This is a genomic window from Lysinibacillus sp. fls2-241-R2A-57 (genome assembly GCF_030209535.1).
GTDB lineage: Bacteria > Bacillota > Bacilli > Bacillales_A > Planococcaceae > Lysinibacillus.
The window spans coordinates 12,248-29,861 of the sequence record NZ_JARVRU010000090.1; the positions used below are offsets into that span (position 1 = coordinate 12,248).

22 protein-coding genes are annotated in these 17,614 nt (G+C 33.2%); 10 read left to right on the forward strand and 12 right to left on the reverse strand.

Going from position 1 to position 17,614, the window contains the following annotated elements; genetic code table 11:
- Positions 1–33 precede the first annotated feature (33 nt).
- The gene (locus QRN68_RS15340; protein WP_285397766.1) at positions 34–366 is read right to left on the reverse strand and encodes a hypothetical protein; all 333 of its coding nucleotides are present in this window, start codon (positions 364–366) and stop codon (positions 34–36) included.
- 266 nt (positions 367–632) lie between these two features.
- On the opposite strand from QRN68_RS15340, the gene QRN68_RS15345 reads away from it, so the two are divergent.
- Complete coding sequence (locus QRN68_RS15345) at positions 633–989, forward strand: hypothetical protein (RefSeq protein WP_285397767.1); 357 nt, start codon at positions 633–635, stop codon at positions 987–989.
- 449 nt (positions 990–1,438) lie between these two features.
- Here QRN68_RS15345 and QRN68_RS15350 read toward each other — a convergent pair whose 3' ends face one another.
- Complete coding sequence (locus QRN68_RS15350; protein WP_285397768.1) at positions 1,439–1,828, reverse strand: spore coat protein; 390 nt, start codon at positions 1,826–1,828, stop codon at positions 1,439–1,441.
- Positions 1,829–2,149: 321 nt separating this feature from the next.
- Here QRN68_RS15350 and QRN68_RS15355 point away from each other — a divergent pair, with 321 nt between their 5' ends.
- The 3 genes from QRN68_RS15355 to QRN68_RS15365 all read left to right on the forward strand — a co-directional run bounded on the left by QRN68_RS15355 (position 2,150) and on the right by QRN68_RS15365 (position 4,155).
- A complete protein-coding gene (locus tag QRN68_RS15355) occupies positions 2,150–2,371 on the forward strand; it encodes a hypothetical protein (protein WP_285397769.1) in 222 nt (73 codons plus the stop codon).
- A gap of 312 nt (positions 2,372–2,683) precedes the next feature.
- Positions 2,684–3,544 carry an alpha/beta fold hydrolase gene (locus QRN68_RS15360; protein WP_285397770.1) on the forward strand — a complete coding sequence of 287 codons (861 nt, stop codon included), beginning with the start codon at positions 2,684–2,686 and terminating at the stop codon, positions 3,542–3,544.
- 326 nt (positions 3,545–3,870) lie between these two features.
- Positions 3,871–4,155: a hypothetical protein gene (locus tag QRN68_RS15365; protein ID WP_481817457.1), complete on the forward strand. Its 285-nt coding sequence runs from the start codon at positions 3,871–3,873 to the stop codon at positions 4,153–4,155.
- A gap of 158 nt (positions 4,156–4,313) precedes the next feature.
- Here the strand turns inward: QRN68_RS15365 and QRN68_RS15370 are convergent, their stop codons facing one another.
- Positions 4,314–4,511: a hypothetical protein gene (locus QRN68_RS15370; protein WP_285397771.1), complete on the reverse strand. Its 198-nt coding sequence runs from the start codon at positions 4,509–4,511 to the stop codon at positions 4,314–4,316.
- Between the two features lie 191 nt (positions 4,512–4,702).
- On the opposite strand from QRN68_RS15370, the gene QRN68_RS15375 reads away from it, so the two are divergent.
- The gene (locus tag QRN68_RS15375) at positions 4,703–5,038 is read left to right on the forward strand and encodes a hypothetical protein (protein ID WP_285397772.1); all 336 of its coding nucleotides are present in this window, start codon (positions 4,703–4,705) and stop codon (positions 5,036–5,038) included.
- Between the two features lie 482 nt (positions 5,039–5,520).
- On the opposite strand, the gene QRN68_RS15380 is transcribed toward QRN68_RS15375, so the two are convergent.
- Positions 5,521–5,724: a translation initiation factor 2 gene (locus tag QRN68_RS15380; protein WP_285397773.1), complete on the reverse strand. Its 204-nt coding sequence runs from the start codon at positions 5,722–5,724 to the stop codon at positions 5,521–5,523.
- A 1,000-nt stretch (positions 5,725–6,724) separates the two neighbouring features.
- On the opposite strand from QRN68_RS15380, the gene ltrA reads away from it, so the two are divergent.
- Together ltrA and QRN68_RS15390 are read left to right on the forward strand one after the other, a co-directional pair.
- Complete coding sequence (gene ltrA / locus QRN68_RS15385) at positions 6,725–8,530, forward strand: group II intron reverse transcriptase/maturase (RefSeq protein WP_285397774.1); 1,806 nt, start codon at positions 6,725–6,727, stop codon at positions 8,528–8,530.
- Positions 8,531–8,710: 180 nt separating this feature from the next.
- Positions 8,711–9,112: a YhfM domain-containing protein gene (locus QRN68_RS15390; protein ID WP_285397775.1), complete on the forward strand. Its 402-nt coding sequence runs from the start codon at positions 8,711–8,713 to the stop codon at positions 9,110–9,112.
- A 74-nt stretch (positions 9,113–9,186) separates the two neighbouring features.
- On the opposite strand, the gene QRN68_RS15395 is transcribed toward QRN68_RS15390, so the two are convergent.
- Positions 9,187–9,393, reverse strand: a complete 207-nt coding sequence (locus tag QRN68_RS15395; RefSeq protein ID WP_285397776.1) for a hypothetical protein — start codon at positions 9,391–9,393, stop codon at positions 9,187–9,189.
- 592 nt (positions 9,394–9,985) lie between these two features.
- On the opposite strand from QRN68_RS15395, the gene QRN68_RS15400 reads away from it, so the two are divergent.
- The gene (locus QRN68_RS15400) at positions 9,986–10,264 is read left to right on the forward strand and encodes a hypothetical protein (RefSeq protein WP_285397777.1); all 279 of its coding nucleotides are present in this window, start codon (positions 9,986–9,988) and stop codon (positions 10,262–10,264) included.
- Between the two features lie 385 nt (positions 10,265–10,649).
- Here the strand turns inward: QRN68_RS15400 and QRN68_RS15405 are convergent, their stop codons facing one another.
- From QRN68_RS15405 to QRN68_RS15430, 6 genes are all read right to left on the reverse strand, one after another.
- Complete coding sequence (locus QRN68_RS15405; RefSeq protein ID WP_285397778.1) at positions 10,650–11,042, reverse strand: hypothetical protein; 393 nt, start codon at positions 11,040–11,042, stop codon at positions 10,650–10,652.
- A gap of 16 nt (positions 11,043–11,058) precedes the next feature.
- Complete coding sequence (locus QRN68_RS15410) at positions 11,059–11,421, reverse strand: hypothetical protein (RefSeq protein ID WP_285397779.1); 363 nt, start codon at positions 11,419–11,421, stop codon at positions 11,059–11,061.
- A 373-nt stretch (positions 11,422–11,794) separates the two neighbouring features.
- Entirely contained in the window at positions 11,795–12,220 is a 426-nt protein-coding gene (locus QRN68_RS15415) for a hypothetical protein (protein ID WP_285397780.1), read from the reverse strand.
- A gap of 32 nt (positions 12,221–12,252) precedes the next feature.
- The gene (locus tag QRN68_RS15420; RefSeq protein ID WP_285397781.1) at positions 12,253–12,642 is read right to left on the reverse strand and encodes a hypothetical protein; all 390 of its coding nucleotides are present in this window, start codon (positions 12,640–12,642) and stop codon (positions 12,253–12,255) included.
- Positions 12,599–13,723 carry a hypothetical protein gene (locus QRN68_RS15425; RefSeq protein WP_285397782.1) on the reverse strand — a complete coding sequence of 375 codons (1,125 nt, stop codon included), beginning with the start codon at positions 13,721–13,723 and terminating at the stop codon, positions 12,599–12,601. The genes QRN68_RS15420 and QRN68_RS15425 overlap by 44 nt, the downstream gene beginning before the upstream one ends.
- A 338-nt stretch (positions 13,724–14,061) precedes the next feature.
- Positions 14,062–14,403: an ATPase gene (locus QRN68_RS15430; RefSeq protein ID WP_285397783.1), complete on the reverse strand. Its 342-nt coding sequence runs from the start codon at positions 14,401–14,403 to the stop codon at positions 14,062–14,064.
- A 345-nt stretch (positions 14,404–14,748) separates the two neighbouring features.
- Between QRN68_RS15430 and QRN68_RS15435 the strand changes: the two genes are divergently transcribed.
- Positions 14,749–15,441 (forward strand): SDR family oxidoreductase, encoded by a 693-nt coding sequence (locus QRN68_RS15435; RefSeq protein WP_285397784.1) that lies wholly within the window; start codon positions 14,749–14,751, stop codon positions 15,439–15,441.
- A gap of 255 nt (positions 15,442–15,696) precedes the next feature.
- The gene (locus QRN68_RS15440; protein WP_481817456.1) at positions 15,697–17,193 is read left to right on the forward strand and encodes a serine hydrolase domain-containing protein; all 1,497 of its coding nucleotides are present in this window, start codon (positions 15,697–15,699) and stop codon (positions 17,191–17,193) included.
- A 194-nt stretch (positions 17,194–17,387) separates the two neighbouring features.
- Here the strand turns inward: QRN68_RS15440 and QRN68_RS15445 are convergent, their stop codons facing one another.
- On the reverse strand, positions 17,388–17,579 hold the full coding sequence (locus tag QRN68_RS15445; protein WP_285397786.1) for a hypothetical protein: 192 nt from the start codon (positions 17,577–17,579) through the stop codon (positions 17,388–17,390).
- Positions 17,580–17,614 lie beyond the last annotated feature (35 nt).

The following is a 17,614-nucleotide window of genomic DNA, read 5'->3' on the forward strand; positions in this document are numbered from 1 at the left end:
AAAGTGTTAAAGGGTGTTTTGATTTTAATGATTTTATATTGAATTTCGATAAGCATTTAATGTTGAATTGTACTTAGAGTTTGATAAAAATTTTTGGAGGTTGTGTTTCCCCCATGGTCCTAATTTAGTAGTACTAGATCCTAATAAACCATCCTTAGCGGCACTTTTAAGTGTTTCAATCTGTTTAGTAGAGAGTTTAGATGTTTTACTTTCTTCGATAATTTTATTAACATTGTTTATTCTTTCTTGACTCTTAGAAGTGCGGTTAATTTCGTTACTGTTTTGTTGAGGGAGCCCATATTGTTTATAGGATCTACGTGACATTAAATATTGCATAGTTGCTGTTGAATTTCTTGTAGTAATCATAAAAGATTTCCACCTTTCTAGTTAATTGATTTTTTAGTATTTACCATACTTATCCTAATATCGACCGGAACTGTAAATAAATTAATCTTTTCAAAATATATTTACATTAAATACGATTATAGAGATTACTATTAAGTAAGCAAAACAAATGATCAGGCGCTCATTAAATGGTGAGTACCTGATTATTTTTCTTTCGTCTTAATTGGTATATTTAGTAATTCGAAGTATACTATACATAATTAGGAGCGATTTTGGAGTGATATCTTATGAAATTTACAAAATGGGTTACAACATCTACTTTAACTTTAGCTTTGGTAGGATCTAGCCTTCCACCTGCAATGGCAGAAAAACAAGTGGCAGTACAACAAGAAACCGTTAACACAAGCATTCAAGAAAATGAAGATGGTACTGTTGTTCAAAATTACGAAGAGGATTTCGGTAGTGATACTTGGAAGTATGTAAAAACATTAGTAGCTATTTACAATAATCAGCCATTAATACATGGGGAATTTAAAAATGAATTCCATATTGCCTCAAATGATCATGACGTAAGATATAATATAGCAAATAGAGGGTCTAATACTTCCGCATGGAAAATTTTTAATCCTAAAGGGGAAATATGAAATAATGGTACGTTAAAACCTGGTGAATCTAAAACTTATACAGCATTTTTGGATCTACATGATATCCCAATGGGTGAATATAAGATATCGATTATTTCAAATAATGGCGGAGCAGGAGAATTTGATTTTACTGTCAGTGTGTTAAACTAAAGTATTGTAATTTTAATATTTTCAAGACATATAAACAAATGACCAAGATAGCATAATTGCCGTCTTGGTCATTTTCTAATACATGATTAAAATTGTACATAACCTTTATCGTAGTCTATGTCAAAAAAAAATTGCTGAATCCCATGCTTTTCCTGAAAATATTTCTTTACCATCTCTAAATCTTCTCCAAAAAAAGGGGAAGGGATAGAATAGAAAGAGCAAAGGAGTAGCGAATTTAAATGCTACTCCGTTTGTTTTTAAGTTGTTCAATAAGTTCCCGACGCCAGTTGGAGATTGTATTAATTAATAAAATCTTGAGGAATACATTCACGAACACCAGAATTTCTCAATGAGTTAAATAAAGCTGCACCGATTCTTAATAAAACATTGTTGTCTGTTCCATTTTCTAAATCATAAATTACGTAGTATGCATTATCAACTGTAAAAATACATTTTCGTTCTAATTCAAATCCAGGTGGTACAGGTGGAAGAGTAATAACTGGTCGAATCACAGGTGTATCCCCTTCATCTCTAATAAAATTGAAAGTTTGTTGGTCAATCTCATAGATATTAACTGGATCAATCTCTACACCTTGAGCTGGAATTGTAACTTCATCTTCAACAAATAGGAAAAAGCGTTCGTTTCGAAAATTGAAAAGACTTCTCGCTCCAATTTCAAATGATGCCATTTTATATTCACCTCCAATTCTATATCCTATTTTATTCATATCGAATACAGTTGTTTGGACGAAAAGGAAGGTGTATTTAAGAATAATTAAAATAATCATTTATAGTAGTTGTTCTAGCATGACTGCCTAAGAAGCAAACGTAGCATACATGGAAGTTGTTTAATTTCGATTGTAAGAAAAAGATAATCCTCGAAATAGATAATAATCACAATTGGTTTGAAAAAGTTACTAGGGCTCTATCGAAAGAATTAGGAGGATGTATGCTTTTTCTTTCTTTATCTAATTTAACAACAATGGAGATTAGGTTGAAAATGAAGGAACTTGGGGGATTCCCATGACCAACTTAATAAAAGTGGATGGATAAATGATTGTGGTTACAGCATTTGGTTTGAAGGATATGATTGTTATGGGGGAAGAACAATCATATTAACAGATCATTCAGTTATTTTTCATAAGCATACAAACGATTTTAAAAGAATAGATGTATATGCTGAGCAAGCGATAAAGGCTTATGAAGAAAATACAGATTCCATACCTTATTAAAATGCAGATATGAAACTGTTAAAGATGTTATTTAGGAGATTGGAACTATCCAAAAGCTATAATTTCAAAAAAATAACGTGACGCTGCCGCACAAAAAATAACAAAGCGGTCAGTCGCAACGGAAATCAACCACATAACGGAATAAAATCAGGTTTGTCGATTAACCATTTTTATACATTCGAAAATCAGTTAAAATAGGAATATATAGGAAAAATGGTAACGGAAAAATCCTTTTACCGCTCAATAATAAACCTATTTTCCCCAAATCTTTTAAAGCTGCCATACTTTCAAATTAGGAGGGAGAGGACCGATATGAGTATATACAAAACACAATCGGGAAGAGAAATGTCATTAAAGCTTTATGATGCTCAATTGAATAAATTGGATTATTTATTTAAGGATGTTTACGTTCATACACGTTTTGGAAGAACACATATCATTGAAACTGGCAATCTATTGGGTGAACCATTGCTAGTATTTCATGGCGGTAATAGTACGACTGCCTATAATTTACTAATGTATAGATTCCTGCTTAAGGATTTTCACGTTTATGCGGTTGATATTATTGGCCACCCTGGAAAAAGCGAAGAAGTGAGTCTTTCTCCTAGAAATTATGATTATGGAAAGTGGGCAAGTGAAGTTATTAAAGGGCTTGGATTTGATAAAATAGCTTGTTTTGGGGTTTCGTTTGGAGGCGGCGTTTTGGCAAAACTGATGTGTATCGCACCGGAAAAAGTAGAAAAATCCGTATTAATTGTGCCATCAGGTATTAATAATGCCTTTCCAATCAGTACTCTTAAAATGATGATACCACTACTCAAATATAAACTAACAAAGATAGAAAAATATATAAAAGAAACCGCTTTATTTATGGCTATTAAAGAAGAATTTCTTGATAAAGATACTTTGGATATGGTGAAAGATAGTTTTGATCATGTAAAAACAAAAGTAGGGATGCCATCCAATGTGAATGAGAAATTAATGCAACAGTGTAAAGCACCGACACTTATTATGGCAGGAGAAAACGATTGTTTATTTCCAGCGAGAAAAGTATTACCAAGAGCAAAAAGAATCATACCAAATAACACAGTTCATATGTTAAAGGGGTGCGGACACATGCATATGATGCAAGAGCGTGAAATGAAAATGATCGTTGAATTTCTTAAGGAGTAACCAATTAAGTACACAGCTGAACAAAGAGAAACATTTCAGTTAGACTGTGTGTTCAGCTCTTTTTTTTTGCAGCTAACGGGGCAGGGTTTCTATCTTAAATAGAGAATGGGTCACATTACTTTGGTAAAGGCTAGAACTCTACGTCGAATAGCATCAAATTTAATATGAAATTTCGTGTTTACAAGCAAGGCAAATAGGCGTGAGAATTACCGTAGTAGTTAGCCTTTTACGGTTTGCAGTTAAAAGAGAAAACACTGTTTATGCCACTAGATACTTTTTAAGAATTTAAAAGAAAACAAGTGAACCAACAGATTTTTTTGAATATAATGTGGAAACTAAAAGAATTAGGGAGATGTGCAGTGAGCGAAATAGATAAACGAAACAGATTAAGCGAAGAACCATTTGCTTATCAAATAACGAAAAAAGGAACAGTTGTAATACATTACGAAGGTAAACAAATTAAAATTGTAAAAGATAAGGAGGCTGAGCGTCTTATCGCAAGGATTGAAGAAGTTGAAGATAATATAATAGCAGTACAGTTATTGTTAGCTAAGATTACAGGTAATTTTAAACGTGGTAACGAGAAATATGGAAAAAATAAAAGAAAGTAGAGCTTTACTTTCTTTTATTTGCGGAAAGTGGGGAAGTGAATTTTTGAAGGAAAATTACAAATGTAGTATATTTTTCGTGCAAGAAACTTTGTATAATTATAGCAATAATGTCTTTTTTAAGGGCTTTGCCGCGAGCGCTTAGGTCAGTATAAAAAACCTTAAGCCATTCGTTTATCTTTACTGACTTTCTGCATTGTAAGAATTAGTCCTGTTAAACCAGCAGTTAATGAAGGTGCAATACTAACTATAAAAAAACGCCATTCTCCTGTGTACAAGGATACTGTTAGAAAAATAATAGGTAAACCAATTAATGCAAACAATGAAGCAATTAAGGCGAATCTTTTATTTTCTCGCATTTGTTAAACCTCCTTTGAGTGTATAAATTTATTTAATTATAACACAAATAACCCAAATAACCCAAATAATTCCTTTTGTTTGATAATGGTATAAGTGTTGGGATATAAAAAGCCGCAGCGTCGTCACACGCTACAGCTTCGAATTGGTTTTTGCTCTTTTATTTATTCGACCATTTACGGGGAGGTTTTAAATGAAATATCAAAAAATAATTCTCACTGTTGTTTTATTTATTTTCTTAGGAATTAGCTATTATTTTGTAGCTACTTCTAAATACGAGCTATCGGGAAAATATAGTGATTTCCCTATTCCTAGAAGCGCCAAACTAATACAGGAAAATGAGCATATCTCTGTATATGAGTGGTCAAAGTCTTCTGATTTAAATGGTATTCCATTTAGTTATAGTCTGATCATAAGGGTAAATGGTTGGGAAAAGGTAGTTAGAGAAGGTACTTTAACAATCTATGAGAAGGATAGAGTTCAGATCCATTTATCGAGCGGGAGAGATGAGATTGTTATAGGAAGATGAATTAATGATTTTCCTAAAGATTTTAATTTTCAGGCGTGTTGATTGGGAAAAAATAGGTTTATTATTGAGCGATAAAAGGGTTTTTCTGGTTGTTATTTTGATAATATATTCCAATTTTAACTGATTGTAGTGTAGGGCTACTCGACGCTCGCCCGTAGGAAGCCTTTCTCTGCGCGAAAGCGAGTAGCCCTTAGCGGAAATCAGCTCTTCGAATGTATAGAAATGGTTAATCAACACACCTAATTTTATTTATTTCAATTAGTAGTTTGTCAATTTTTGATTGTAAGTCATTAAAAAATAATTACTTTGCATCTCACCTAAATTAATTCTTGATCAAGCTTCATTAATGCTATTTAGAGCATCTGTAATTATGTCTTGTATGTCAGTTAAGCTGCTTTCCAAGCAAAAACCTTTTTTACAAAATAAAGATTTTTTTAGCAACGGAAAATAATACAAGTAATTCTAGAAATATTGTATGTACATTATTTGATAATTTTTTTTATTTGCTTTAATTCGTAAATAAGATAATCAATCTGTTTTTGCATATTATCTTTCTGCATGGATTGTTCCGTATCATTTTGAGAATTTTGGGTATTGGAATTTCTTAACGCATCTAATGCTAGACCAGCAGCTATTGTTTGAATGCCATCTCCTAATGTAGAAATAGCTGTGCCGACATAGGCCAATTTGGCAGCATAAATCTCAAGAGAATCCTTGGGTTGACTTGAATTACTTCTACTGTTATTTATTTTCCATCCCTCCTTCCGGAAAAGCCCATTATTGTATCATATGCTTCACTTTAAAAAAATGAAAAGAAAAAATTTATTAATGCGAAGCAATCATGTAGAAAAATTAGTGATTCAAATGGTAAGTAAACTGAGATAGATATTCAACAGAAGTGTAGTAACGAAGATGAGTGTAAGTTGGGCTATAGATAAGAAATTTACATAACTGGCTGGGTAGTAACTGAACAATAGAAAGAAAATGTACAGTGTGCGAAACGTTTCCCTATAAATGTTATTCATGAAATGGGAGGGCTGTTATCACAGCCACAACTGATTAACCGAAATTCGGAATGAAAGCCGTCATGTTGAGCTGAAACGAATTATCTGATACTCCTACATGCATGAAATGATAATAGACATAACATGTATGAAGCTAGGTGAAGTCGGCTGAAAAGTACCTAAGTCGCTAAGAAAGGATATGGTTCTCGATAGGTCGGGATGCTACAAAGTGTCTATGGTGAGAATGCCCGGTAGGGCTGACAAACTTGCGAAGGTAAGGGTCTAGACAATTACTATGATTGAAAAACATAGTCTGATTTATTCAGAGTTAAACACCGAAAAGTAAGATTCCTGTATATGAACTTCGGTATATTCGACAAGGAGAATATAGTTTGACAGGCTTATAGTAAGCACCTAAGGACATATGTATAGCTAGGTTAATTGGAACGTTGTAAGCAAGGAACATCCATTCAAACGACTATTATCGGGATGGTGGATATAAGGCAGATGCCGAAGTTTCTTTATCCTTGTGAAAGTAGGGACACAGTACCGATGAAACATCTAACGAACGTGGAGGGATAGTCCCAAGTCTTGTCCTTTGAAAACTAAATCAACTAAATGAAACTCACAGGGTCGAGTAAGATGATGGGACTTTTCATATGAAAGGGGCAACACACCATCGGTGAGTACAACTTTACGACATGCAGAATATTATGATATGCAAAGTATATTTGACGACCTTTACGAAAGAAGCAAGAATAATGCAACTAAAGGTTTAAATTTATACGAACATATCATATCTAAAAACAATATTCTACTAGCTTATCGGAATATTAAGGCTAACACAGGTTCAAAAACTGCTGGTACAGATGGTATCACCATAGAGCAATATAAAATAGAAGACGTTGAAACTTTTGTTGATGAAATAAGAACAACATTAAAGAACTATAAACCTCAAACGGTCAGAAGGGTAGAGATACCAAAACCAAATGGGAAAACTAGACCACTAGGGATTCCGACCATGAGAGATAGACTTATCCAACAAATGTTTAAACAAATACTAGAACCCATCTGTGAAGCCAGGTTTTACAACCATTCATATGGTTTTAGACCAAATAGGTCAACTCATCATGCAATGGGGAGATGTCAATTCCTTGCCAATATTGCACTAAATCAACACGTAGTAGATATCGATATTCAAGGTTTCTTCGATAATGTCAATCACTCAAAACTGCTAAAACAAATGTACAATATAGGAATTTGTGACAGAAGGGTGCTAAGTGTAGTATCAAAAATGCTAAAAGCCCCTATAAAAGGTATAGGAATCCCAACCAAAGGAACTCCGCAAGGAGGGATTCTCTCACCTCTTTTATCCAATATTGTATTGAACGATTTAGATTGGTGGATAAGCAATCAATGGGAAAATATGAAAACTAATTCCAATTATAAAGAAAGAAAAAATAAAGTTTACATGATAAAAAGAACTACGACCTTAAAGGAAATGTATATCGTGAGGTATGCAGATGACTTTAAGATATTCACAACATCCCATAAAAATGCTACCAAAATCTATCATGCAGTTAAAGGTTATCTCAAGAATTACTTACATCTTGACATTTCCAATGAAAAATCAAAGATCACCAACTTACGGAGAAGAACATCCGAATTTCTTGGATTCTCACTCAAAGTAATCAAAAAAGGAAAGCGATATGTAGCCAATACACATGTTATGGATGATAAAGTGAAAACAATTCTGCAAAAAGCCAGAAAGTTAATTCATGAAATCCGAAAAAATCCAACAGCTAAAATGGCTATGAATTATAACGCATATGTCCTTGGAATCAAAAACTACTACAAGATAGCAACGCATGTGAACACTGACTTCTCTGAAATAGCCTATCGGCTTTCTCGAACCTTATACAATCGACTCAAATCTATTGGGAAATATGGAATACCAATTAAACCCTCAGAAACATATAAAAGGTTTAACAAAAATAATTACAAGACATTTGAAATAGAGGGAATACACCTTTTCCCTTTAGCGGATATAAAAACTGTGAACAGTAGAAATTTTAGTCAAGACTTATGCAACTATACAAAGGAAGGAAGATTACAGCTACATAAACAGTTAAAAAGTGACGTAGCTATTGAAATAAATAAACTGCTAAAAAGAATTCCTTATAGCGATAACCTTGAATATGTAGATAATCGAATTTCAAGATACTCTATGCAGTCAGGTAAATGTGCGATAACAGGAGAATTCTTAGTGGCTGAAGAGGTTCATTGTCATCACAGAATCCCTCGACATATGGGTGGTACTGATGAATTCAAGAACCTCGTAATAGTGCATAGAAATGTTCACAAATTAATCCACGCTACAGAAACAGAGACGATTGAACGATATAAGAGCCTTCTCCGATTGGATGGTAAACAATTGAAGAAATTAAACCAATTTCGTAAGAAATGTAATTTAGTTGCTTTAGTCTAAAAGAATAAGATGGAACGCCGTATGAGCTGAAAGGTTCACGTACGGTGTGGAGCAGGGGAAAAGATGAAGATAACTTCAAAGTCTTACCTATTGCTATAAATGAAAGTTTCAACAATTTGTAACTTTTTACCAGATTATAAGTCTAATCTATAAAACAAATAGGGAGAGGCCTGGGATCTAATGAAAAAAATGTTTATAATATTCGTTTTGTTGTTTCTTGTCGGTTGTAATAATGAAGAGATGAAAACTTTTGAGTTTGCAGATGAAATTCAAAAAATAATTGTGATTGGACAAGGAACAAATGCTAAGTTAGATAAACAAGAAGTTGAAAATGCCACTCAAATAAAACTTTTTGAAGATGCAATGCAAGATGCCACTATATTATCACAACCTCATACAGATGAAGGTCCTTTATATAAGCTTGAAGTGATGTACGGTGATAACTCGAAAGAAATCATTGATATATGGTATTACGCAAGTGCAAATACAGGAAGATTTTATATGAATGATATGTATTCTTTGAATGAAGAAGCCATTCCAGCATTAATTGAACTTTTTGAGTCTTATAAAGAAGTAAAATGATTTACTGACAATATGAGGAAAGAAACAATTAAAGGATCATTCGGCTGAAAGTGATCCTAATTAACTACGTGGAATTATTTGAATTTTTCAGGTTTAGCTACTTTGATTGAAGTCACTTCTCCACAATTTTTGCAAAATGACAAAATAAGTGGGGAACCAGAAGCAATTAAAGATCCTATAGGTCTAACATTACTGTCTGTAGTAAAACTACCATGACCAAGTTGACCAGTTGCAAAAGAATCGTAACCACAAGCCTTGCAGACCAATTTATCATTCTCCACAACATCACCTCATAATGAGTTTTTTGAAAATTGCAACACTTATCAATGGAACTAATTTACAAAATTACCGTTACAATATTATAAAGAATATAATTGTTAGGGTGGTACGAAAATGAAAATATTATGTTTCCGATGATTTATGTAATTGAATGAATTTTATTCCTTTCTGCTCCTGTTTTTCTTTTTTACATGATTAATTAAGGTAACGTTATTAAGTTAATAGCCTTGGGAAGAGCCGATGACCTTAACATCATCTTTAGGGTTTAATGAGGAATAACCCAGGTGTGTTGATTAACCATTTTTATACATTTTAAAAGGCTGATTTCCGCTACGGGCTACTCGCTTTCCTGCGGGCGAGCGTCGAGCCGCTTCCTCCGCTCCGCTCCGTGCAGGGTCTCGTCTGTCTCGCTATCCCGCGGGAGTCGAGTAGCCCTACGCTACAATCAGTTAAAATGGAAATATATTAGCAAAATGGTAACAAAAAATCCTTTTATCGCTCAATAATAAACCTATTTTTTCCTAATCAACACGCCTGGAATAACCTGCTGAATAAAGTATTTCATAAGAATCAAAGCGAATGGTGGGGTTTAAATTGAAATCAATTTTAGTTATGGGTAATGTTACAATTAGTGGTTTTGTTGCATTATTTATTGCTTGGTTTTTTGCAGAAGGGGCACTAGGTGAAGCTGATGCTTTAACACCAGAATTCTTTTTAATCTTACCAATATGGGCTATTGGGGTGCTATTTCTATGGAGATTTTTTTCAAAAGATAAATTAGCAGATAGCTCTTATTTTAAAATTTTCTTGAGCAACTTTCTGCTTTGGTTAACTATTCCTATCGGTTTTATGTTAGCGCATCAGTTTATATAAGACTATTGGGAAGAAAAATTAAGTTGTCTTCTTATTTTAGTAAAGGAAGCGATTGTTCTGGAGCAATTGCTTTTTGTGTTAGTGGGGCAATTTAAGTGAAACAAAGATCTTTTAACTAATTAAAAATAGCGACTTGTATCTGAGATGGCAATATGAATAAAAAAAATTTTATTACATGGGAAGTGGAAATGGTGGAAGCACAAATTGAGTAAAACGTTAGAGTAAGTTAAATACACCAGGATTGAAGTAAATAACAGATTACAGCTCGTTAAAGAGGGATGATAAATTACTCGCTGTTGATAGAAAGGGATTAGGGGGATCAGAGATTTACTTTCTATATTAAAGAAAATTTCTGATTCCCATCATCCTTTTTTGGAAATTATTATTATTTTTTTCGAGTACCAAAGATTCGGTAACCTATATAACAAATGAGATTTAAAAACAGTAAAATTATATACTGTATTGTTGAGATGGCAAGAATCAATATCAAATCTGCCCCTAATACGATTTCGCCCGGAGGTAGTTCTTGAGAAGGCCCTATGATTACTAATACCAGTAAGGAAGTAACAATGACGGAAACAAAGAAGGCTAGATAGGCGAATAATGCGTGTTCAAAAAATTTTAGTTTGAATTGGCTAAACCACAGAAAAATATTGATAAACACAAAAAGTAAAGGGAAAATCAAAAATTGAAAAATTACTTCATCTTTTGATTCACCAAGTAGTGTATGGTAAAAAATTTGGGCTAAACAGACAGTGATAATATTTGTAAAAGCCACTATAAAGTAGGACCGGCTATTTCTGTACATTTTTTACTCCGTTTACATTTTCACTTGATAATATAGTTCTCTTTTTTTTAATGCGATGTACAATTATAGTTAAAGTATTTAAGAGAATCGTACCGATGAGCAGGATGGTTACAGCATCTACTGCACTTCCTGATGTATCCATAAGAGCAGTCCAATCCTCAATTTTCACAAGTTGGTCATTGTAAAATAACTGGAAACTTATCGATGTCGCACAAGCACTGAAGCTCAACATGCAAATAACTACCTCATTTTTATGAACTTGCTTATTTGAACGTAAAAGATTTCCAATCGGTAATAACCAAGCAATTATTCCAAGCACAAGGCTTCCCAAATTAAGAAATCCGAACATATTCATCTCCCCCTTATCAATTAATGAACGATAAGAATTGGAAAATGTTCCTGCTTTCGATGTAAAGGAGCTATTCCGAAATTAATATATGTAAATGGATTTAAAGTAGGAAAAGGGTCCAAAAAACCCCAGTTTAATACTGGGGAGTGACGGTTTGTTAGGTTTATAATTCTATAGGATATCAGAGAGTTCTTTACTATATTTCCCCATTTAGAAACTGCACCTAAGATTGTTAGATGTGCCTGACAAGTGGGTTAGGAAAAAATAGGTTTATTATTGAGCGATAAAAGGAATTTTTCGTTACTATTTCACTAATATATTTCCATTTTAACTGATTGTAGCCCGTAGCGGAAATCAGATCAATACACCTATATTATTTTAAAGGGAATCCAAGTCCGAGGGCAGAAGCGATAGAAATTATAGAACTAATAACACCTAGCAAACTACTTAATTTCTCTAATGGTTTTTTAGCTTTCTCTTTATCTCCATTGTTTATATGCGTTTGAAGAAGTTCAAAATGCGCTTCTGCAATGTCTCTTTGATCATCTGATAGGCTTTGAATATCTTCGTGAAGTTGTTTTAACGCAAGGATAATATCATCAGATTGGCTAGCCATTCCTTGATTCAGTGTACCGTTGTTCTCAATCGTTATATTACCTTTATTGTCTCCAAAAGTTAAACCACCATATTTACTAGATTCACCCATATAACCATCTCCTAAAATAATAGTTACTTGCCCGAGTTTTGATACTTTATCTAATAATTGTCCAGAATTTTCTTTTTCTAAAAGATCAATCATTTCTCTTAAACTCTCAGGTTTATTTTGTTTATTTAACCCGACATTAATCCTTTTGTTATTATTTTTTTTTTTGAAAAACTTTGTTTGTAATCTTCACTTAATTTAATTATTGGAATAGCGTTTAATGGGTCAAAACAATTTTCTGTACCACAATACTTACAAGTAAATGAATCGATATTTTCCAGTTCAAATTTATTGGCAGTTAAAATACTTCTACTGCATTCCTCACAGTGGAATTCTAATTTTATAACGAGCGCTTCTTGTTTCTCTAATTCAGATAATTTATCAATGACTACTCCAAGAGGTAAGTCAGTTATTTTTGCAATATAACTATGGTAAAATTTGTCGATTTTACTTATAGCAATTGCCTCGAGTGCATTATCTATTTTTTGAGAAATTTCCCATGGCTTTAAATTGCTCACAACTTTTACCTCGCAGAATCAATTTTTCTCTAATATAATCCAATACATGTTCAGACGCAAATACATTGAACTTAAATGTCTTTGTAGTTACGCCAATTCGAATAGAATATTCTTGTACTACTCCACCAACACTATGTTCAAATAGTATTGATCCTTTTTGCTTGGAAAGATAAGGCTCTAAATAATTATACAATGGTAAGCCCCTTAACTCTCTAATACTCCCTAATCCTATTGTTTCAAGACCACTTAAAAGTAGCAAAGTAAAAGGTGTTGTTTCTAAAATGCTGGTAATATCTTCGCTATTTAAATTTTGCTCAAGCACTGATAATTCACCATTAGTATAGTATTCATCAATCGCAGAAAGTATACTTACAATTGATTTACCTTGTGTTTCTTCAAATGTATTTACTAATCCAGCTGGTCTTCCAGTAGCATCAATAAGTCTTCCTTGAAGAACATCAGCTAAAGGCTCAAGAGTTCCGCCATACTTTTCTAAGAAATCATACTGTTTGAATTCGTATACTTCATCTACTATTTTAGCTAATCCAGCAATAATTTTCTTTGCAACAGCTGAACTTGCCCTTACTTCGATTATTCCCTTATTTTCATCGATATAAACTGTCGTAATTTCATGTTTAATGTATTCTCTACGGTTAGTTAAAAAGTAATCAACATTTATCCCAGATCTGTGAATAAACCTTAAATAATAAGCTTGTGAGCCTTCGATTTCAGTAGCAGCAATAATTGTAGGCTCAATGGGAACATTTTCGCTATTTGGTGTAATTACTGTTTCAAAAGGATTAAATGACATTTTATCAATAATACTTTGTTTAAGTCCAATTAAACCAGTTTGATTTGTAGTTTGATACCAAACTAAAGAAACTGCCCCAGTAAAAATATTATTACTGATTGATGTAAGAACATCGCCTTCAATTAGTTCAAAAGCGTTCCATACTCTGCTCGCTAATTCATTTACATTTCCTGTTGTTTCTAATGTCAAATCACTACAAACTTCTTTAAGTAGAGTTTTGGTCAATCTATTCAAGTCTTGGGGGAAGATTAAAGATTTAATTGTATTCATTTAACGCCCTCCACAATTTATATTATTCTTTATTCGATGGAATTATGCAGTTTATATTAACTAATATTATATGTTCTGAATAACCAGAAAATTACAAAATATTGTTAATTGACATAATAGTAGGGATGACTTGGAACGAATATGCAAGAAAATGAATAAAAACTTTTGAAAGGGGAACGTTCGCTTGACTTGACCGTTAAGATTCCCAAGACAATGACCGGTTAATTAACTGCAATAATAGTTGAAGAAGTTATGAATAGAACAATAAAAAGTCACTCATTTTTCAAAATAAAATGAGTGACTTTTCTCTATATTCAAAGGGGATAATTGTACCAAAATTATTGAATCTGTGTTAATTCTGAGTTTACAAACCTTTGGGCAGTAATGATAACACTTGAAGCTGTTAACCCGTAAACACTATATAATCCGCCTGGTTGATTTGGCGCAATTTCTACTTCATATTGAGCTGAGAGTCCTAAACCTCGAGTGAAGAAAGTAGAAGCATTAGCACCTACGCTAAAGGAAGTTGTTGATAGTAATTGTCGCGTACCGTTTAGTCTGAAAACTCTGATTACTCCAGTAAGCGGACCTCCAGTGAGATTAAGAATTTTAATACGAACGCTAGTTGCATTTGCTGGTTGATTCCCTGTATTTTCAACTGGACCTGTAGTTAAAGGCATTTAAAATTCACCTCCTTGCGTAATAAAAGTTTTATAATCTGCAGATTACATACTCATAGTATTCAAACTCTATTGAGATGCTATAGACATATTGATCAATTTGCTATAAATAAAAAATCTGTGAAATGATCAAAGAAAACTTTTCAAAGAAAAATCTGAAAACCAATCTATTAAGGATGCAAATATTTGAGTAGCAATACATAGTGAAAGATATGCTATTATCAGCATATCAGGAATTTTTCCTATTATTTTTGCTCTACTAAAGGGTGATGATACAATTCAATGTTCGTATTTTGAAAGAAGTTTCTATTTTGGTATAATTAACTGCGAGAGAGGATGATAAATATGAGCAAAAATATCGTTGTTATAACAGGTGCTGGCAGTGGATTAGGTGCTGCACTTGCCAAAAAATATTCGGGCCTTGGCTATTACATTTGTTTATTAGGCCGAACGAAATCAAAGCTAGAGGAAACGGCTAAAACGTTAAGCAATGGCTATTCTATTTATGAGGTGGATGTTACTTCTAAACAAATGGTCGCTAAAATAATTCAATCTATACAAGATGATTTAGGGTCAATTCAATTACTAATTAATAATGCTGGTGTTGGCTATTTTGATAACGCTGAAAACTTGAGTGAGGATTCAGTTCATCAAATGATTGATATAAATCTAAAAGGAACTATTTTTTGCACACAAGAAGTGTTAAAAGGTATGAAAGAACGTAATGAAGGAACGATCGTCAATATCGTTTCCACAGCTGGTAAAGAGGGGAAAGTAACGGAATCAGTTTATTGTGCAAGTAAATTTGGAGTAAAAGGTTTTACGGAAAGTCTTGCATTAGAATTAAAAGAAACATCCATTAATGTATGTGCTGTTTACATGGGTGGTATGAGAACAGAGTTTTGGGACGGGATATTTTCAGAGGAACGAACAAAGAACTTAATGGATCCTAATGATATCGCGGATATTATCATGGATAATATTAAACCAAGGAAATTACTAGCTGTAACTGAAATTGTTATTAAAAATCAACGATAACACAGCGATTTGCTGCGTAAAAGACGATGACCAGGTATCACCATTTGAGCCTGGTCTTTATCTGTTTTTATAGGCTTAATAGGTGATTGTCTAAACAGATAGACTGTAAAAAGACCTGTACGTTACAAAATTGTCATGTTGTGTCGTTTTTAGTCATGTAAAACGATGGTTTAGGTACTAATTGCTTGTTATAGTAAATGAAGTTGTTAACTTATACCTAGGCAAAACGTCTTGAAGGAGTAGATCCAAGGAGAAATGAAAATGAAACCATCAAAAATCTATATGTTTATGATTGCTTTGATTGTGGCGTTTTATAGTTTATCGCCAACAATCGTACATGCAAACTCAGAAGAAAAAATTCAAAAAATTGAACAATTTGTTGAAGAGCAAATGGCAATTAGTAAAATTCCCGGGGTATCGTTAGTAATTGTAGAGAAGGGGGAAACGGTCTATGAAAAGGGCTTCGGATATGCCGATGTTAAGTCAAAAACACCCGTTACTTCTAATACATTATTTGAACTAGGATCCACATCGAAAGCATTTACAGGACTAGCCATTCTACAATTGGAAAGGGAAGGATTGTTAAAACGATCTGATGATGTCCAAAAGTATATCCCGTGGTTGAAGTTAAAATATAATGGGGAGCAGCAGTCGATTACGATTAATCAGTTACTGTATCATACAAGTGGGATCCCATCTATCACTATAGCTAATATCCCTGAAAGTAACGAAAGTGATGCTCTTGAGTTGACTGTGAAAAAATTACTTGATCAGCCATTAGATCGTAAACCAGGTAGCTCATTTGAGTACGCAACGCTGAATTATGATGTTTTGGGACTCATTGTCGAAAAGGTATCAAAACAGCCCTTTGATATGTATATCAAACAGCATATATTAGAGCCACTCAATATGAATGATTCATATGTTGGTCTTCATCAAGTTAAATCTGATGAGATGGCGTCAGGTTATAAAATCGGACTAATGAGAGAGCAGCCATACACACCACCTATCTATCGTGGAAATGTACCTGCTGGATATATTATAAGCAACACGAATGATATAGCAAAATGGTTAAAGTTACAGTTAGGAAGTAGCCAAATTTATTCTATTGATAAAAAAATTATTCAAGAATCGCATATTCCTGATCAATCTGTAGAGCCTTTCGATAAGGATACATACTACGCTAGTGGATGGGGAGTTATGGAACAAGACAAAAAACAATATTTACTCCATGCAGGTGAAAATCCAACATTTACATCTTATTTCATTATGCAGCCAGATGAACAATTAGGAGTGGCCATACTGTCCAATATGAATTCGAGCTATACAACCGCTATTGGACAAGGTGTGATGAATTTGTGGGAAGGGAAAAATATTGATATTAACCATTCCGACAACTTACAAAGAATAGATAAAACTGTGACGCTTTTGTGCGTGATTGTCGTAGGATTTGGGATGTTTTTAAGTATTTTATTGCTAACAACATTGAGGCAGATTGTTAAAAAACAGCGAATGAGAGTATCGTTCAATACAAAAAGGACGTTCTTCCTAATCATACATTCTTTAGTTGTAGCAATATTTTTGACACTTTTAATTATGTTCCCTAAAATTTTACTAGGGGCAAACTGGGAATTTGTTAAAGTATGGGGTCCGACTTCAATTTCTGTGTTGTTTTATGGTGTCATAGTGGGAAGTGTTATTTTTTATTTGCTAGGCTTATTGAGCATTTTTACTAAAAAAGAAAATAAGTAAACCCGTGTATTAGGGTTGCTAACCGACAAAATCTAAAATGGTTTTGTCGGTTTTTTTACACAAAAAAGGCTCTCATTTTTGAATAATGAAAGACTTTTTTGTATAATTATAAGCTTTTGTTAATTGCCGAAAGCCATTACTTGTCCTCTTGGGTTGTTGAAATATCTTATGAATGGTTTAGGACAATCTAAACATTAACGCATCATCATTTTTTTGATTTGTCTTATTTCATTTGATAGTTCGTCAATTTGCCTTTGTAATCTCTCAATATCATGACTATTGTTTTGACTATTATTTTTGCTCTGATTTTGTGCTTCTTCTAACGCGAGTCCTGTTGAAATCGTAGTTATGGCATCGCCAAGAGTAGTAATTGCGGCTCCGATCACTGCGAGTTTGGCCGCTTGGTTTTCTGAATTTGGAA